This window comes from Oryzomicrobium terrae (genome assembly GCF_008274805.1).
Lineage (GTDB): Bacteria > Pseudomonadota > Gammaproteobacteria > Burkholderiales > Rhodocyclaceae > Oryzomicrobium > Oryzomicrobium terrae.
Genome location: NZ_CP022579.1, coordinates 3,394,057 through 3,409,340 on the forward strand (window position 1 = coordinate 3,394,057; position 15,284 = coordinate 3,409,340).

General features: G+C 68.4%; 15 protein-coding genes. 1 reads left to right on the plus strand and 14 read right to left on the minus strand.

The window, feature by feature from the left end; translation table 11 throughout:
* Window positions 1-6 precede the first annotated feature (6 nt).
* From OTERR_RS16620 to OTERR_RS15425, 13 genes are all read right to left on the minus strand, one after another.
* Entirely contained in the window at window positions 7-1,707 is a 1,701-nt protein-coding gene (locus OTERR_RS16620; protein WP_281290338.1) for a methyl-accepting chemotaxis protein, read from the minus strand.
* Between the two features lie 77 nt (window positions 1,708-1,784).
* On the minus strand, window positions 1,785-3,224 hold the full coding sequence (locus tag OTERR_RS16625; RefSeq protein ID WP_187775265.1) for a methyl-accepting chemotaxis protein: 1,440 nt from the start codon (window positions 3,222-3,224) through the stop codon (window positions 1,785-1,787).
* Window positions 3,199-3,717, minus strand: a complete 519-nt coding sequence (locus tag OTERR_RS15375; protein WP_149426306.1) for a PAS domain-containing protein — start codon at window positions 3,715-3,717, stop codon at window positions 3,199-3,201. The genes OTERR_RS16625 and OTERR_RS15375 overlap by 26 nt, the downstream gene beginning before the upstream one ends.
* 155 nt (window positions 3,718-3,872) lie before the next feature.
* Entirely contained in the window at window positions 3,873-4,889 is a 1,017-nt protein-coding gene (locus OTERR_RS15380) for a fumarylacetoacetate hydrolase family protein (RefSeq protein WP_149426307.1), read from the minus strand.
* A 127-nt stretch (window positions 4,890-5,016) separates the two neighbouring features.
* Complete coding sequence (locus OTERR_RS15385; protein ID WP_054621839.1) at window positions 5,017-5,547, minus strand: VOC family protein; 531 nt, start codon at window positions 5,545-5,547, stop codon at window positions 5,017-5,019.
* A 31-nt stretch (window positions 5,548-5,578) separates the two neighbouring features.
* On the minus strand, window positions 5,579-5,806 hold the full coding sequence (locus OTERR_RS15390; RefSeq protein ID WP_054621838.1) for a DUF2783 domain-containing protein: 228 nt from the start codon (window positions 5,804-5,806) through the stop codon (window positions 5,579-5,581).
* Window positions 5,807-5,821: 15 nt separating this feature from the next.
* A complete protein-coding gene (locus OTERR_RS15395) occupies window positions 5,822-7,492 on the minus strand; it encodes an FAD-dependent oxidoreductase (protein WP_054621837.1) in 1,671 nt (556 codons plus the stop codon).
* Window positions 7,493-7,588: 96 nt separating this feature from the next.
* Complete coding sequence (locus OTERR_RS15400) at window positions 7,589-8,554, minus strand: MBL fold metallo-hydrolase (protein WP_149426308.1); 966 nt, start codon at window positions 8,552-8,554, stop codon at window positions 7,589-7,591.
* A gap of 19 nt (window positions 8,555-8,573) precedes the next feature.
* Window positions 8,574-9,899 carry an ATP-binding cassette domain-containing protein gene (locus OTERR_RS16660; RefSeq protein ID WP_149426309.1) on the minus strand — a complete coding sequence of 442 codons (1,326 nt, stop codon included), beginning with the start codon at window positions 9,897-9,899 and terminating at the stop codon, window positions 8,574-8,576.
* A gap of 18 nt (window positions 9,900-9,917) precedes the next feature.
* Entirely contained in the window at window positions 9,918-10,679 is a 762-nt protein-coding gene (locus OTERR_RS15410; RefSeq protein WP_187775266.1) for an ABC transporter ATP-binding protein, read from the minus strand.
* Window positions 10,679-11,611 (minus strand): branched-chain amino acid ABC transporter permease, encoded by a 933-nt coding sequence (locus OTERR_RS15415; protein ID WP_054621834.1) that lies wholly within the window; start codon window positions 11,609-11,611, stop codon window positions 10,679-10,681. Before OTERR_RS15415 ends, OTERR_RS15410 begins: the two co-directional genes overlap by 1 nt.
* Window positions 11,612-11,613: 2 nt before the next feature.
* The gene (locus OTERR_RS15420) at window positions 11,614-12,489 is read right to left on the minus strand and encodes a branched-chain amino acid ABC transporter permease (protein ID WP_149426311.1); all 876 of its coding nucleotides are present in this window, start codon (window positions 12,487-12,489) and stop codon (window positions 11,614-11,616) included.
* A 226-nt stretch (window positions 12,490-12,715) separates the two neighbouring features.
* Window positions 12,716-13,519 carry an IclR family transcriptional regulator gene (locus OTERR_RS15425; protein ID WP_149426312.1) on the minus strand — a complete coding sequence of 268 codons (804 nt, stop codon included), beginning with the start codon at window positions 13,517-13,519 and terminating at the stop codon, window positions 12,716-12,718.
* 77 nt (window positions 13,520-13,596) lie between these two features.
* Here OTERR_RS15425 and paaY point away from each other — a divergent pair, with 77 nt between their 5' ends.
* Window positions 13,597-14,220 carry a phenylacetic acid degradation protein PaaY gene (gene paaY, locus OTERR_RS15430; protein WP_054621831.1) on the plus strand — a complete coding sequence of 208 codons (624 nt, stop codon included), beginning with the start codon at window positions 13,597-13,599 and terminating at the stop codon, window positions 14,218-14,220.
* A gap of 27 nt (window positions 14,221-14,247) precedes the next feature.
* Here the strand turns inward: paaY and paaX are convergent, their stop codons facing one another.
* On the minus strand, window positions 14,248-15,204 hold the full coding sequence (paaX, locus tag OTERR_RS15435) for a phenylacetic acid degradation operon negative regulatory protein PaaX (RefSeq protein ID WP_054621830.1): 957 nt from the start codon (window positions 15,202-15,204) through the stop codon (window positions 14,248-14,250).
* Between the last annotated feature and the right edge of the window lie 80 nt (window positions 15,205-15,284).

Sequence of the window (15,284 nt, forward strand, 5' to 3'; positions counted from 1 at the left end):
GCGTCCTCAGGTGCGCGCGGCCGCCCCGGCCCCGCCGGTCAGCACCTCGGGGGGAAAGGCGGTGCGCAGGGCGCCCCAGTGGCGGCCGTCCACCAGGATCGGCATGGCCAACTCGGAGAGCACCTCGCCGGTGTCGCGCAGCAGGGTCTGGAGCAGGAAGCGCTCCCGGTTGCGCGCACTGCGCAGGCCCACCGGGTCGTTGTAGATACGCTTGTGGCGGCTGAACACCTGGTTGTGCTTGGCGTCGCCGTTGAGGGGTTCGGAGAACTTGCGGTGGTGGGCCGGCATGTAGCCTTGGTTGTCGCAGGCGCACACCAGTAGGGCGCCGGGCAGATCGCCAATGCCGATGTCGTAGATGCGCTGCAGTTCGGCTTCCACCGCCTGGTCGTAGCGGGTGGTGAACTTGGCCGGCTCGGTGCCCGGCACCGGCTGGTAGTGCTGGTCGAACACGTCCACGCCCTGGCGCAGGTGCTGGCTTAGGCAGTCGCCCACCTGGGCGGCGAGGCGCTGGGCGGTGGCGAGGATGCGGTCGAAGGCGCTGTCGGCGATCGAGAAGCGGGCGCCCAGGGCGTACAGGCGCTCGGTCTGGGCCTGCAGCGAGGCAGCGGCCCGGGTGGATTCGTCCATGCTGGTGCTGGCCTGGTCGGACAGGGCCTTGATCTCTTCCACCTGGGCGTGGATCTGGGTGTTGGCTGACTGGATGTGGTGCAGGGAATCGGCCACTACGCCGAGGCCGGCCCCGGCCCGGCCGAGGTCCTCCACCACCCTGTCGAAATCGCCGACGGTGCGCGCCACGGCCTGGGCGGCGTGGCCCGAATCGTCGCGGATGCTGGCCATCTGCACCTCGGTCTCCTCCACCAGGCGCTGCATGGTGACGGTGCTGGCGGAAATCACCCCGGTGGCGGTCTTGACCCGCTCGGCCAGTTTGCGCACCTCGTCGGCGACCACGGCGAAGCCGCGCCCCGCCTCACCGGCCCGGGCCGCCTCGATGGCGGCGTTGAGGGCGAGCAGGTTGGTCTGGTCGGAGATGTCGTTGATCAGCATGCCGATGTCGCGGATCTCGCGGGAGCGGCGCGACAATTCGGCGACCCGCTCGGTGGAGCCGGCGGTATCGGCGGAGATGCGCAGGATGCGCTCGCGCACGTCCTGCAGGTCCCGGTGGGCGCCGCGCACCGCCACCAGGTTGGTTTCGGTGCTGGTGCGGATCTCGTCGGCGTGCTGGCTGGCGGTATCGGTGGCCGACCGGGTCGCCCCGGTGGCGGCGAAGATGGCGCCGGCCAGGTCGCGCTGCTGGTCGGCCAGCCGGGTCGTTTCCTGCACCCGGCGCGACAGCACGGCGCTATCCACCGCTGCGGCGGTGCCGATGCGGCGCGCCTCCTCGACGAACTCGCGGACCCGCACGCGCAACTGCTCGCCGAAGCCGGTGGTGGCGGCACCGTCGCCGACTTCGGCGCGCCCCTCGGCGGCGGCGGCAGGGACGCCCCCATCACCGGACCGGGCGGGAGCACCGCGCCACCGCGCCAGCAGCGGCACCGCCACGGCCAGCAGGGCGAGCACGCTCTGCCCGAGCAGCACGTCCAGGGGCGCCGCCGGCGCGACCCACAGCCAGGCGACCAGCCCGCCCGCCGCCAGGATGCCGACCCAGGCGCCACGGCCAATGGCGCCCCGTTCTTCTGTGTATTGCCCGTCACGTTGCCGATCCGTCACTGTCTTCCTCCTCGTTATGGGGCGTTGCTCTCGGGCGTTTTCTTGGCGACGCCGTTCTAATTCGTCGTGGCCGGCGCTCACCCCGCCAGGGAGGCGGCGCCGTGTTTTTCCCGCACCAATCCGTCGAGCGCGGCAGCCAGGGCCTCGCTCGCCCGTTCCGCCGCGGCGAAGCTGGCGAAGATGCGCTCCTGGCGGGCCGGGTCGCGCTCCCAGCCGGCCGCCAGGTCGTCCCGGGCGGCGAGCAGCTGCTGGCGGAACTCGGCCAGGGTGGCCGGAATCCGGGCGAAGCCGGGCAAGTGGCCGAATTCGTCCTCGCCCCGGACCGTCGCCGCAACATCGGCGGGCACGTTGGCGCCGGAGGCATCCGCCTCCTGGCCGACGGCGATGTAGGCGTTCTGCTTGGCAAACAGCAGGTCCACCTTGGCCAGGGTGGCCACGCTCACGTCGTGCACCTGGCCGATGCTGGCCAGGGCCGAGCGGGCCGATTCGGCCAGGTGGCCAAAGCCGGCGGCGAAACCGGCGATCGCCGCCTGGGACTCCGCCACCCGGGTGCGCATCACCGCCGTATCCGCCGACATCTGCGCCATGTCGCCCCCCACCGCGTGCATCACCGCGGCGATGGCGCCGGAGGCCTGCTTGCTGTGTTCGGCCAGCTTGCGCACCTCGTCGGCCACCACGGCGAAACCGCGCCCCGCTTCGCCGGCCCGGGCCGCCTCGATGGCGGCGTTGAGGGCGAGCAGGTTGGTCTGGTCGGCGATCTGGGCGATCAGGGTTACCGAACGGCCGATCTCGGCGCTGTGGGCGTTCATCGCCGCCACCGCCGCCCCAGCTTCCTCGACCCCGGCGGCAATGCGCTGCAGCGACTCGACCACCTGGCCGACCTGGATGCGGCTGTCCTCGGCGGCGTCCACATTGCTGCGCGACAGGGCTTCGAGGGTCTTGCTGGCGGCGGCGATGTGCACCATGTCGTCGCGGCTGGTGCCCAGGTTGCCGAGCAATTTGCCGAAGTTGAGCTGGCCGAGGCGCGACAGCAGGGCGTTGCGCTGCTCCCAGCGGTGGTTGCGCTCCATCACCGCCAGGGAGGCGTTGGCCCGTTCCAGGGCGGCGCGGAATTCGCCATGCAGGCCCTCGGGCTGGGGACGGCGGAAATAGCGGCCGGCACTGGCGCACTCCAGGGCCGTGCGTTGTTCGCGGAAACAGCTTTCGAGCTGGTCGAGCATGTCGTTGAGCGACCAGCAGATGTCGGCGGCGAAGGCCCCCGGCGCCAGGCCGGTAAAGCGCCGCTCCAGGCGCCCCTCGGCCACTTCCCGAGCCACCGCGCCGATCTCGCCCAGGCGCCGGTCGAGGCGGCCGGCGGCGTGGATCAGCCAGCTGCCGAGGCCCAGGCCGACGAGCAGCGGCACCAGGGCCAGGGCCGGCGGAGCACCGAGCAGGGGCAGCGCCAGGGCCGCCGCCAGCAGCAGGTTGCCGCCCAGGGCGATGGCCGCCAGCCTAGAGCGAAAGAATGAAGCGTTCATAGTCGGTTTCTTTGCTGGCCAGGGCCGCGCCCAGCCAGGCCAGGGAGGCGTCCATGGCGTCGCGGGGCCCGGCGCGCTGCTCTTCGGCGAGCATGGCGCGATAGACCTCGTCCATCACCTGCAGGGCGGCCGGCTTGGGCTTGCGCCGTACCGAGAAGTAGCCGATCACCTGGCCGGCTTCGTCCCGGGACGGGGTGACGTTGGCGAACACCCAGTAGAAGCTGCCGTCCTTGGCCAGGTTCTTGACGTAGGCGAAGCACTCGCGCCCTTCGGCCAGGGTGTCCCAGAGGTATTTGAAGACGCCCCGGGGCATGTCCGGGTGGCGGATGATGTTGTGCGGCTTGCCCAGCAGTTCGGCCTCGGAGTAGCCCGAGTATTCGATGAAGGTGCGGTTGCCGTAGGTGATGCGGCCCTTCAGGTCGGTCTTCGAGACGATGAAATCGTGCTCGCGCATGACCTTTTCCCGGTCCGTGGGAACAACCTTGTATTTCATGCGGCGATCTCGTCGGAGCCCCTGGGAACGTACCCGGTCGACAAAAAGAACGGCGGCCGCGCGGGCCGCCGCGCCACCCGCCCACGGCGCCGGGGCACCGTGGGAACGGGAACGGAAGGGGCCGCCTGGCGGCGGCCCGGTGGGTCGTCGCGGCGTCAGCGTGCCAGGGGCGTCACCTGCTGGTCGATAGCGCCAAAGATCGAGGCGCCGGCGGCGTCCGTCATCTCGATGCGCACCCGGTCGCCGAAACGCATGAACGGCGTCTGAGGCTTGCCGCTCTCGATGGTCTCGTACATGCGCACCTCGGCCAGGCAGCAGTAGCCGACGCCGCCGTGCTCGATGCTGGAGCCGTGCAGGCCGCCCTGCTTGTTGGAGACGGTGCCGGAACCGATGATCGAGCCGGCTTCCAGCTCCCGGGTCTTGGCCACGTGGGCGATCAGCTGGGCGAAGCTGAAGGTCATGTCCACCCCGGCGTTGGGCCGGCCGAAAGGCTTGCCGTTGAGCTCGACGTTGAGCGGCAGGTGCACCTTGCCGTCGCGCCAGGCGTCGCCCAGCTCGTCCGGGGTCACCGCCACCGGGGAGAAGGCCGAAGCCGGCTTGGACTGGAAGAAGCCGAAGCCCTTGGCCAGCTCGGCCGGGATCAGGTTGCGCAGGGAGACGTCGTTGACCAGCATCAGCAGGCGGATCTTGCCGGCGCACTGGGCCGGGGTGGCGGCCATCGGCACGTCGCCGGTGATCACCGCCACCTCGGCCTCGAAGTCGATGCCCCAGTCCTCGCTCACCGCCACCACCGGGTCCCGGGGGCCGACGAAGCTGTCGGAGCCGCCCTGGTACATCAGGGGGTCGGTCCAGAACTCGGGGGGCAGTTCGGCGCCCCGGGCGCGGCGCACCAGCTCGACGTGGTTCACGTAGGCCGAGCCGTCGGCCCATTGGTAGGCCCGCGGCAGGGGCGAATGGCAGGCGGCCGGGTCGAAGGGCTGCGGGTCGGGCAGGGCGCCGCTGTTGAGGGCTTCGTAGACCTGGCGCAGCTGGGGCTCGACGGCCTCCCAGTCGTCCAGGGCGGCCTGCAGGGTGCGGGCGATGGCCGGCACCGGGCGGCAGTAGGTCAGGGCGCGGTTGACGACGACCAGGGTGCCGTCGCGGCCGCCTTTCTTGAGGGTGGCGAGCTTCATTGTGCGTGTTCCTTGCTGGGGAAGATGCGCCCGGCGGGGCCGCGCCGGGGCAGGTCGTTCTGGGCGGTCACCTCGTCGGCGCGTGGCCGGGACGACGGGTGGCAGCACCCGCCGTCCCGGCCACGGCTCAGGAGGCGCTACCGTCGTGCATCCAGGCGGCGTGGCGCGGTGCCTTCTTGGTGCGGGACCACTCTTCGAGCATTTCCCACTTCACGTCGTCGAGCATCTTGGCCATCTTCGGCGTGCCGGTATTGGCCGCCAGCTCCAGGCGGTGGCCGCTCGGGTCGAAGAAGTAGATCGACTTGAAGATGGTGTGGTCGGTGGGGCCGACCACCTTGATGCCGTCGGCTTCGAGCTTGGCCTTGGTGGCGAGCAGCTCGTCCATCGAGTCGACTTCGAGGGCCAGGTGCTGGGTCCATTCCGGGGTGTTGGGGTCCCGGCCCATGGGCGGCTTGGTGGGCAGCTCGAAGAAGGCCAGGACGTTGCCGCCGCCGGCGTCGAGGAAGATGTGCATGTAGGGATCCGGCTCCTTGGTGGAGGGCACCTCGTTCTCGGCGATGGCCAGGATGAAGCGCATGTTAAGGTACTTGCCGTACCACTCCACGGTTTCCTTGGCGTCCTTGCAGCGGTAGGCCACGTGGTGGATCTTCTTGATCATGGTGATGTTCTCCGGGTTGCGCGGCAGGGACTCAGACGCCGTCGCGGGCCAGCTTCATGGCCTCGCGCAGCACCGACAGGTCGCCGATGTGGTTGGACAACAGGAGGATCAGGCGGGCGTTGAGCAGAGCGCTCTGTTCGTCGGTCAGGTCCCGGTGGGTGTCGATCAGCAGCTCGTAGAAGTCGTCCCCCGGGGAGAAGGCGCGGAAGTAGCGCTGGCCGGGTTCATTGAAGTTGGGCTTGAGGTTGAGTTGGGTCATGGCTGCCTCCCTCGGTCAGGCGTTGCAGGTGGCGCGGGCGACGGCGGCGCGCACGCGGGCGGAGTCGAAGGCGCGCCAGCGCCCGGCGACGTGCTGGTCGGGACGGATCAGGTAGACCGTGCCGGGCTGGGCGTCGAAGCGCTCGGCGAAACGGCCGGCGTAGTCCTCCACCAGGCGCAGGCCGGCCGGGGCGTTGCCGGCCTTGGGCGAGACCAGCACGGCTTCCACCGGGATCGGCGCATCGGCCAGGGCGCGCAAGGCGTCGGCGGTGGCGGTGTCCACCGCCGCCGGGTCGGCCACGTAGGCCAGGGCAACGAAGCGGCCGCCGACGGCGTCGAGCAGCCAGCCGTTCTTGCCGGCCTCGCGCAGCGGGGCGTCATCCATGGGGGCGCCGGGCACCATGTCGCCGCTGAAGTCGCCGCTGTCCGGGGTGTTGAGACGGGACGCGGTAAGGTAGGCGGGCACCGACAGGCGGCCCGAGTTCACCAGGGCGCGGGCAAAGGCGTGGTCCCGGGCCAGGGTCAGCACGGCGTTGCGGAAGGTCAGGGAGGTCTTGCTCTTGGGGGTGATGAAGTCGGTGGAGCGGGTCGAATTCATGATGTTCTCGTCCGCTGCCGCCACCCGCTCCTCGCTGTAGGTGTCGAGCAGGCTCTCGGGGGCCTTGCCGTCGAGGACCAGCTTGAGCTTCCACACCAGGTTGTCGGTGTCCTGGATGCCGGAGTTGGCGCCCCGGGCGCCGAAGGGCGAAACCTGGTGGGCGGCGTCGCCGACGAACAGCACCCGGCCATGGCGGAAGTCGTTCATGCGCCGGCACTGGAAGGTGTACACGCTGACCCACTCCAGCTCGAACTCGCGCTCGTCACCGAGCATGGCCTTGATGCGCGGGATGACCTTCTCGGGCTTCTTCTCTTCCTCCGGGTCGGCCTGCCAGCCGAGCTGGAAGTCGATGCGCCAGACGTTGTCGGCCTGGCGGTGCAGCAGTACCGACTGGCCCGGGTGGAACGGGGGATCGAACCAGAACCAGCGCTCGGCGGGGAAGTCGGCCTTCATCACCACGTCGGCGATGAGGAAGCGGTCCATGAAGATCTTGCCTTCGATCTCCAGGTTCATCATGCGCCGGATCGGGCTGCGGGCGCCGTCGGCGACCACCAGCCAGTCGGTGTCCAGGGAGTAGATGCCGTCCGGGGTTTCCACCTGGAGGGAGGCGCCGTCGCCCGCAGGGGACACGGACACCACCTTGTTGCGGAAGCGCAGGTCCAGGTTGGGCAGCTCCTTGGCCCGGTTCACCAGGAATTCTTCCAGGTAGTACTGCTGCAGGTTGATCATGCCCGGGCGCTTGTGGTCGGGCTGGGGCAGCAGGTTGAAGTTGTAGACTTCCTCGTCGCGGAAGAAGGTGCGGCCCACGTTCCAGCTCACGCCCTTGTCCACACAGGCCTCGCCGACGCCGATGCGGTCGAGCACTTCCAGGGCGCGCTTGGCGTAGCAGACGCCGCGGGAGCCGATCGAGACGGTGTCGTCGTCGTCGAGCACCACCACCGGCACACCACTCTGGGCCAGTTCGATGGCCCCGGCCAGGCCGACGGGGCCGGCGCCGACCACCACCACCGGGTAGCGGGCCGGCGCAGCGCCGCGCTGCTCGGGGGGCGTGACGTATTCGTACTTCGGATACTGATAGGTTGATAGCACTTCCGGTCTCCTCGTTCTTTACCCCGCCGCCTTGTCGTCGTTATGGTCGGCGGGGAACCTCCTTCAGGTGTTGCTTCCTAGCTGGGGTCGCAGCGCTCAGCCCGCCTGTTGCAAGGCGTGCCACATTTCCTTGTCCCGTTCCGCCGTCCAGATGCGCGGGTGCTTGATGCCGCTGGCCTCGTCCACCGCCCGGGTCACGTCGAAGGGCAGGCAGTGCTCGTAGATGAAGACCTGGGCGAACTTGGGGTCCATGGCCTTGCGGATGTGGGCCATGGCCTGGTTGAGGTTGAGACCCTGGGCCACCGCTTCCTTGGCGCCGCCGTACAGGGTGCTGACGAAGTCCCGGGTGTAGGCCAGGCCTTCGGCCACCTTGGCCGGGGTTTCCAGGGCCGGACCGCGACCGGGGATGAGCTTTTCCGCACCCAGGGCGGCGATGGCGTCCAGGGTGGCGGGCCATTCCTCGAGCTGGGCGTCGCCGGTGTAGCAGGCTGCCTCGCACTCCACCAGGTCGCCGGAGAAGAGCACCTTCTCGGCGGGCACCCAGACCACGGTGTCGCCCTTGGTGTGGCCGGGGCCCAGGTGCATCACCTTGATCTCGACGCCGCCCATGAACAGGGTCATCTCGTCCTTGAACACCAGGGTCGGCCAGGTCAGGCCGGGGATGCTCTCAAAGGCCTGGAACAGGCGAGGGAAGCGCTCGTACTCGGACTGCATGTCCTGGGCACCGCGCTCGACGATCAGTTCGTAGGTGCCCTGGCTGGCGATGATCTGCTCCAGGCCTTCGGGCTTGTAGCCGGCGGCGCCGAGCACGCGTACGGCGTGGTAGTGGGACAGCACCACGTACTTGATCGGCTTGTCGGTGACCTTGCGGACCTCGGCGATCAGGCGCTGGGCCATCACCGGCGTGGCCAAGGCGTCCACGATCAGAACGCCTTCGTCGGTGATGATCACGCCGGCGTTGGGGTCGCCCTCGGCGGTGTAGCCCCAGCAGTGGGTCGACAGCTGGGTGAAGGTGGTCTTCTTTTCTTCCAGGTCGGCGACCGAGGCGAATTGCTTGCTCATAAAGGACTCCTAGGGGGGATTACATGCCGAGGTAGGCGGCACGAACCTGTTCGTTGTTGAGCAACTCCTGGCCGGAGCCGCTCAGGGTGGTGTTGCCGGTTTCGAGCACGTAGGCCCGGTCGGCGATGGCAAGGGCGGCGAAGGCGTTCTGTTCGACGAGGAAGATGGTCATGCCCTGGGACTTGAGGGTCTTGACCACGTTGAACACCTCCTCGACCAGGAGCGGCGCCAGGCCCATGGATGGCTCGTCGAGCAGCAGCAGCTTGGGCCGGGCCATCAGGGCGCGGCCGATGGCGAGCATCTGCTGCTGGCCGCCGGACAGGGTGCCGGCGGGCAGGTGGCGCTTTTCCTTGAGGATCGGGAACATGCTGTAGACCCGCTCCATGTCCTCGGCCAGGTTGGCCGGGGGCTGGGTGTAGGCGCCCAGGCGCAGGTTGTCCTCGATGGACAGGGGGCCGAACACCTGGCGGCCTTCCGGTACCTGGCTGATGCCGCGGCGCACGCGCAGGTCGGCGCGCAGCCCGGTGATGTCCTCGCCGTCGAAGCGGATGCGGCCGGCGGTGAGGGGTTGGACGCCGGAAATGGCACGCAGCAGGGTGGTCTTGCCGGCACCGTTGGCCCCCACCAGGGCCACCAACTCGCCGCGGCGGATCTCCAGGTCGATGCCCTTCAGGGCCTGGATTCGGCCGTAGGCGCTCTGCACGCCCTGCACGGCCATCAGCACGTCGCCCTGGGTGGCGCCCTCGCCGGCGCTCAGCACCCCGGCCTCGTGGCCGCCCAGGCCGACGGATTCCGGCGCCAGGCTGACCACCCGGTGGTACAGCTCGCGGAATTCGCCCTGGACCTTCTCGCCGAACAGGGGGTCGCTATTGTCGAGGAAGGCCCGGTCGATGTCATGCCAGTCGTCGCCGGTGAGCACCTGGCGGGCCAGGGGCAGGATTTCCTTTTCCTCGGTGCGGATGTGGCTCTTCAGTCCGGCGGTGTAGGCGCGCAGGGTGGTGGCGAAGGCCTTGTTGCCCAACTCGCCGCTGGCGGTGGCGGCCAGGGCAGCGCGCAGGGTGGCCAGGTTGCCCGGCCCCTGGCGGTGCTCGGCCTCCAGCTGGTCGAGCAGGGGGCCGGCCTCGTCGCTGCGCTGGCGCAGACGACGGAAGAGGAAGTCATCCTCCTTGGGGTGGTGGGCCCGGTCGATGAAGTGTTCCAGGTAGTCGAACACCGAACCGAAGAAGGCCGCGTCCACTTCTTTCGCCGCGGCGCCGTCGTCGAGTTCGTCGGCCAGCTGGTCCACGGTGATGGCGATACGCCACAGGTTGCGATGCTCTTCGCTGATGATGCGCAGGGCTTCCATCTTGTTTTCTCCCGTTGCCTAGGCGTGGGCGCCCAGGTAGGCGGCGATCACGTCCGGGTTGCGCCGCACTTCCTCGCCGGTGCCTTCGGCCAGCTTCTTGCCGTAGTCGAGCACCAGGATGCGGTCGGACAGGTTCATCACCATCTTCATGTCGTGCTCCACCAGCACCACGGTGACGCCGGAATCGGCCACCTTGCGCACCAGTTCGTCCACCTCCAGGGTTTCCTTGGGGTTGAGGCCGGCGGCAGGCTCGTCGAGGAACAGCAGGCGCGGCTTCATGGCCAGGGCCCGGGCGATTTCCAGACGCTTCAGGGCGCCGTAGGGCATGCAGTCGGCCCGGGCACCGACGTACTTCTCCAGGCCGACGAAATCCATCAGCTCGGCGGCCTCGGCGCGCAACTGGCGGTCCCGGCCGACCAGGCCGGGGAAGCGCAGGGCGGCCTTGATCAGGTTGCGGTCGAGGCGCAGGTGGGCGCCGACCATGACGTTCTCCAGGGCGCTCATGTTCATGCACACCTGGAGGTTCTGGAACGTCCGGGCAACACCGCGCCGGGCCAGTTCGTTGGGCGACTTGCCGGCCAGGTTCTCGCCGTCGAGGACGATCTCGCCCTCACTCGGCGTGTAGACCCCGGTGATCAGGTTGAACAGGGTGGTCTTGCCCGCCCCGTTGGGGCCGATCACCGAATAGACGATGCCGGCGTCGATGGAGAAGCTGACGTTCTGCACGGCCTTGACGCCGCCGAACACCTTGGACAATTGACGGACTTCGAGCAGGGGCATCATTCGCTCCTTCCCAGTTTGGCGGCCAGGGTGGGCACCAGGCCCTTGGGCAGGAAGATCATGCTGAGCATGAGGATGGCGCCGAAGGCCACCGTCTCCCAGCCTTCGAAGGTGGCGAGGGCCTGGGGCAGCGCGGTGAGCAGCACGGCCCCGACCACGGAGCCGTACACCGAGGCCATGCCACCGATCACCACCATGGTGACCAGCTCGATGGAGTGGAAGAAATCGGCCACGTTGGGGGTGACGAAGCCGACGTAGTGGGCGGTGACGCTGCCCATGATCGAGGCGAACACGGCCGACAGGACGAAGATGGCGACCTTGTAGCGGACCACATCCACCCCCACCACCTGGGAGGCCACTTCCGAGCCGTGCAGGGCGCGCAGGGCGCGGCCGAAGGGCGAGTCGATCAGGTTGAGGGAGGCCCACACGCTGATCGACAGCACCAGGGCCATCACCCAGTACCAGGCCTTCTCGCCGGCGATTTCCCAGCCGGCCACGGTCATCGGCACCACCGGCATGCCGTCCGGACCGCCGGTGTAGGCGCCCTCGTTCTTCATGGCGATGGCCAGGATGAAGCCCAGGCCCAGGGTGGCCATGGCCAGGTAGTGGCCCTTCAGCTTGAAGATCGGCCGGGCCACCAGGGCGGCGAGCAGGCCCGCCGCCGCCGCGCCGGCAGCCATGGCCGCCAGGGGATGCCAGTTGAAGTGGCTGGTGAGGATGGCCGAGGCGTAGGCGCCGATGCCGATGAAGCCGGCGTGGCCCAGGCTGATCTGGCCGGCGAAGCCGATCAGCAGGTTGAGGCCGAGCACGATCACGGCGTTGATCGCCATGCGGATGACCAGGTCGTAGTGGAAGCCGTTCTGCAGGAACTGGGGCAGTACCAGCAGCACGGCGACGATCACCGCCAGGCCGAAATAACGCGATTTGGTCATGGTCACACCCGATCCGTCACTTTGGCGCCGAACAGGCCGCGGGGCATGAAGAAGAGGATCAGCAGGATCAGCACGAAGGGCACCGCATCCTTGTAGGCCGAGGAGATGTAGCCGGCGGCCATGGCCTCCACCACCCCCACCAGCAGGCCGCCGAGCACGGCACCCAGGCCGTTGCCCAGACCGCCCACCACCGCGGCGACGAAGCCCTTGAGGCCGAGCATGATCCCCACGTCGTAGGAGGTCAGGGTGATCGGCGTCACCAGGATACCGCCCAGGGCGCCCAGGGCCGCCGACATGGCAAAGCTGACGAACAGCACCCAGTTGGTGTTGATGCCGACCAGCTCGGAGGCCAGGCGGTTGTACGAGGTGGCCAGCATGGCCTTGCCGTACAGGGTGCGGTTGAAGAAGTACCAGAGGCCCGTCACCACCAGGGCGGTGACGCCCAGTACCCACAGGCTCTGAGGCAACAGGGTGGCACCGAGGATCTCGATCGGGTCGTTGCCCGAGAAGGCCGGCAGGGAGTAGGTGCCCTTGCCCAGCCAGACCTGGATCAGGCCGCGGATCACCAGGGAGGCGCCGATGGTGATGATGATCAGGGTGACCGTCTCGGCGCCCTTGACCGGCTCGATGGCCAGCTTTTCCACCAGCACGCCGACCACGGCGGGAACCAGGATGGCCAGGGCCAGGGCCGCCGGCATGGGCAGGCCCATCTGGGCGAAGAACACCGCGAGCATGCCGCCGAGCATGATGAATTCGCCCTGGGCGAAGTTGATCACGTTGCTGGCGTTGTAGATCAGGGTGAAGCCCAGGGCTGCCAGGGCGTAAGTGGCGCCGACGGTGACGCCGGAGAAGAGGAACTGCAGGAACTGGGCAAGCATCACGCCCCCTCCTTTGCCAGGGTTGGCGCCGCCGTACAGCGGACCAGGGTTGTCTCCATCATGTGGCCTCCTTTTTTATGGGGGGGAGGTCACCGGCTTACGCTTGCGCCTCCCGAAAGTCATTCTGGAATACGTAACTAATTCTGTCAATCGAAAATGATACAAAAAAATGGCCGCTTTGAAACAGACGTATCAATGCGGCCAACGTATTGTTTTTAAAATATTTTTACAAAATCATCGACACTTCCGAGCCCGTATAGCCGAGCCGTTGCGACAAATTGACCGCTGCCGCGCGCAGGGCACGGACCACTTCGCCGTCAGGCGCCATGTCGAACATGCCCTGCACGCCGACCACCAGCATGGCGATGGTGATCTCGCCCTTGAAGTTGAACACCGGCGCCGCCAACGCCTCGACCCCGGGCACCAGGTAATAGCCGGAAACCGCGGCATAGCCGTCGTGGCGCACCTTATCGAGCATGGCTTCCACCTGGGGCCAGCTGCGCAGGTCCTCGGGCAGTTCCGGGTTGGCCATTTCGCGCTCGATCAGGGGGCGCACCGTGTCCCGCGCCATGTAGGCGGCGAAGACCCGGCCGCTGGCCGAGGTCAGCATGTCCAGGGCGGTGCCGGTAATGACGTTGACCGTGATCGGCCGGCGCGGCCGCTCCCAACGCACGATCACCGGACCGTGCTCGCTCCAGACGGCCAGGGCGGTGGTTTCATTGATCGTGTCGCGCAGATCGGCGATGGCCGCCAGACCGAGACGGATGCGGTCGAGGCGGTCGATCGACACCAGCCCGACGTTGAGGGCGAAGGAGCCCAGGTCGTAGCGCGAGGTGTGGGGGTCCTGCTCGACCAGGCCGGAACGGATCAGACTGACCAGGTAGCGGTGCACCTTGGAGGCGGGCATGCCCGCTGCCGCGGCGATGTCCTTGAGTGCCATGGAACGCTGGCCGTTCACCATGACGCGGAAGATGTCCATGCCGATCTCCAGAGACTGGACGCCGTGTTTGCCGTCGGACTCGTCACTCATGTGCATTCCTTGATATTCTGAATTTCGAAATCAGTTCTACTAGATAGAATTATGCCACCCCGCAGGAGACCCACACCATGCCCCCGTCCTCCCTTCGTGTCTTTGCCATCGACGGCCTCGTTCCCGTGGTCGATCCGAGCGCCTTTGTCCATCCCAGCGCGGTGCTGATCGGCGACGTGATTGTCGGCCCCGGCTGCTACGTCGGCCCCGGGGCCTGCCTGCGCGGCGACTTCGGCCGGCTGATCCTGGAAGCCGGCGCCAACCTGCAGGACACCTGCGTGATGCACGGTTTCCCCGGCACCGACACGGTAGTCGAGGAGGATGGTCACATCGGCCACGGCGCCGTGCTGCACGGCTGCCGCATCGGGCGCAACGCCCTGATCGGCATGAACGCAGTGATCATGGACAACGCCGTGGTGGGCGAGGCGGCCATCGTCGCCGCCTGCGCCTTCGTCAAGGCCGGCGCGGCGATTCCCGCGCGCCATCTGGCCGCCGGCGTGCCGGCCAAGGTAGTGCGCGAACTGAGCGAGGAGGAAATCGCCTGGAAGGTGGCGGGCACCCGCACCTACCAGGATCTGACCAAGCGCTGCCTGGCCACCCTGGTGGAAACGGCGCCGCTCACGGCGGTGGAACCCGACCGGCCACGCATCCACATCCCCGGGGTGGTGCCCCTGGTGGAAGCGAAGCAGGCCAAGGGCTGAAGCCCAGGCTGCCGAGGTTGAGCCCCCTTACAGGGCGATCGCCACCAGGGGGTCGTCGTCGGGGAAACGTTCGGCGAAGGACGGGTCGAGGGGCGGAAAGGCGCCATCGGCCAGACGCAGGTGCTGCTCCAGATGACGCTCGGAGGGGCCCACCAGGCGCCGGTAGAGGTCGCGACAGAGCAGCCGGGCACGCTGGCCGGGCCAGTCCGCCGGCAGCAGCACGTCGGGCAGTTCCGGGTCGCGCAGCAGCATGCGCCGGTAGTCGTGGATGAGCAGGATGCGCAGCAAGAAGGCCTCTTCGTCGTCCACCTCGGCGTGCCGGTCGCGGCGCAAGTCGGCCAGGATCGGCAGGTAGGTGGTGACGAACTCGCCGTAGTCGGCGGCCAGGTCCTCCAGATCCCAGGCACGGCGCACCAGGTCGGCGTCATTGGCAGACAGGCCAGACAGGGAGTCGGCCGCCAGCAGCGGCATCAGCCGGCCGAGAAAGTCGGCCATGCCCTCGGTCACCAGGGCGTCCAGGGCCGCCGTCAGGTCGGCGCTGGGGTGCACGAAGCAATCGCCGCCCAGGGCGCCAAAACCCTGCCAGAACAGGGCGTTACGCAGGCGCTCCCGCTCCCGGGGGTCGAACTCGCCCACCGCCAGGATGAGGCGCCAGCGCCGGTCCCACTGGGGGGCGTGGGAAGAATAAATATGCCGCGACGCTTCCTCGAAGCGGCGGTGCCCGGCCGGAGTGAGCTGGTAGTCGGCGCGGCGGCCCTTGGCCTCGGCGCGCAGCCATTCGTCCTTGGCCAGGCGGAACACCGAGGTGCGCACCAGCCGCTCGGACAATTCCAGGGGTTCGAGCAGGCGGATCAGGCTGCCCAGCCAGATGCGGCCGCCATGGGGCAGGACCGCGTCACCGAATACTGAGGTGATCAGCGACCCCGCCTGGACGCGGCGCTGCTGGCGGAAGGCATCGAGGCGGCGGCGGATGGATTCGGTCACGGCGTATTCTTGATTGAGCGGGAGCGGGCAATGTTAACGGGGCGCCTCCGGCATAGCCAGCGCGCCCCGCAAATCCAGCA

Coding starts and splice junctions, on each gene's coding strand:
- OTERR_RS16625 (WP_187775265.1), bottom strand. CDS start 3,224: ATGAACGCTTCATTCTTTCGCTCTAGGCTGGCGGCCATCGCCCTGGGC.
- OTERR_RS15375 (WP_149426306.1), bottom strand. CDS start 3,717: ATGAAATACAAGGTTGTTCCCACGGACCGGGAAAAGGTCATGCGCGAG.
- OTERR_RS15380 (WP_149426307.1), bottom strand. CDS start 4,889: ATGAAGCTCGCCACCCTCAAGAAAGGCGGCCGCGACGGCACCCTGGTC.
- OTERR_RS15385 (WP_054621839.1), bottom strand. CDS start 5,547: ATGATCAAGAAGATCCACCACGTGGCCTACCGCTGCAAGGACGCCAAG.
- OTERR_RS15390 (WP_054621838.1), bottom strand. CDS start 5,806: ATGACCCAACTCAACCTCAAGCCCAACTTCAATGAACCCGGCCAGCGC.
- OTERR_RS15400 (WP_149426308.1), bottom strand. CDS start 8,554: ATGAGCAAGCAATTCGCCTCGGTCGCCGACCTGGAAGAAAAGAAGACC.
- OTERR_RS16660 (WP_149426309.1), bottom strand. CDS start 9,899: ATGGAAGCCCTGCGCATCATCAGCGAAGAGCATCGCAACCTGTGGCGT.
- OTERR_RS15410 (WP_187775266.1), bottom strand. CDS start 10,679: ATGCCCCTGCTCGAAGTCCGTCAATTGTCCAAGGTGTTCGGCGGCGTC.
- OTERR_RS15415 (WP_054621834.1), bottom strand. CDS start 11,611: ATGACCAAATCGCGTTATTTCGGCCTGGCGGTGATCGTCGCCGTGCTG.
- OTERR_RS15420 (WP_149426311.1), bottom strand. CDS start 12,489: ATGCTTGCCCAGTTCCTGCAGTTCCTCTTCTCCGGCGTCACCGTCGGC.
- OTERR_RS15425 (WP_149426312.1), bottom strand. CDS start 13,519: ATGAGTGACGAGTCCGACGGCAAACACGGCGTCCAGTCTCTGGAGATC.
- paaY (WP_054621831.1), top strand. CDS start 13,597: ATGCCCCCGTCCTCCCTTCGTGTCTTTGCCATCGACGGCCTCGTTCCC.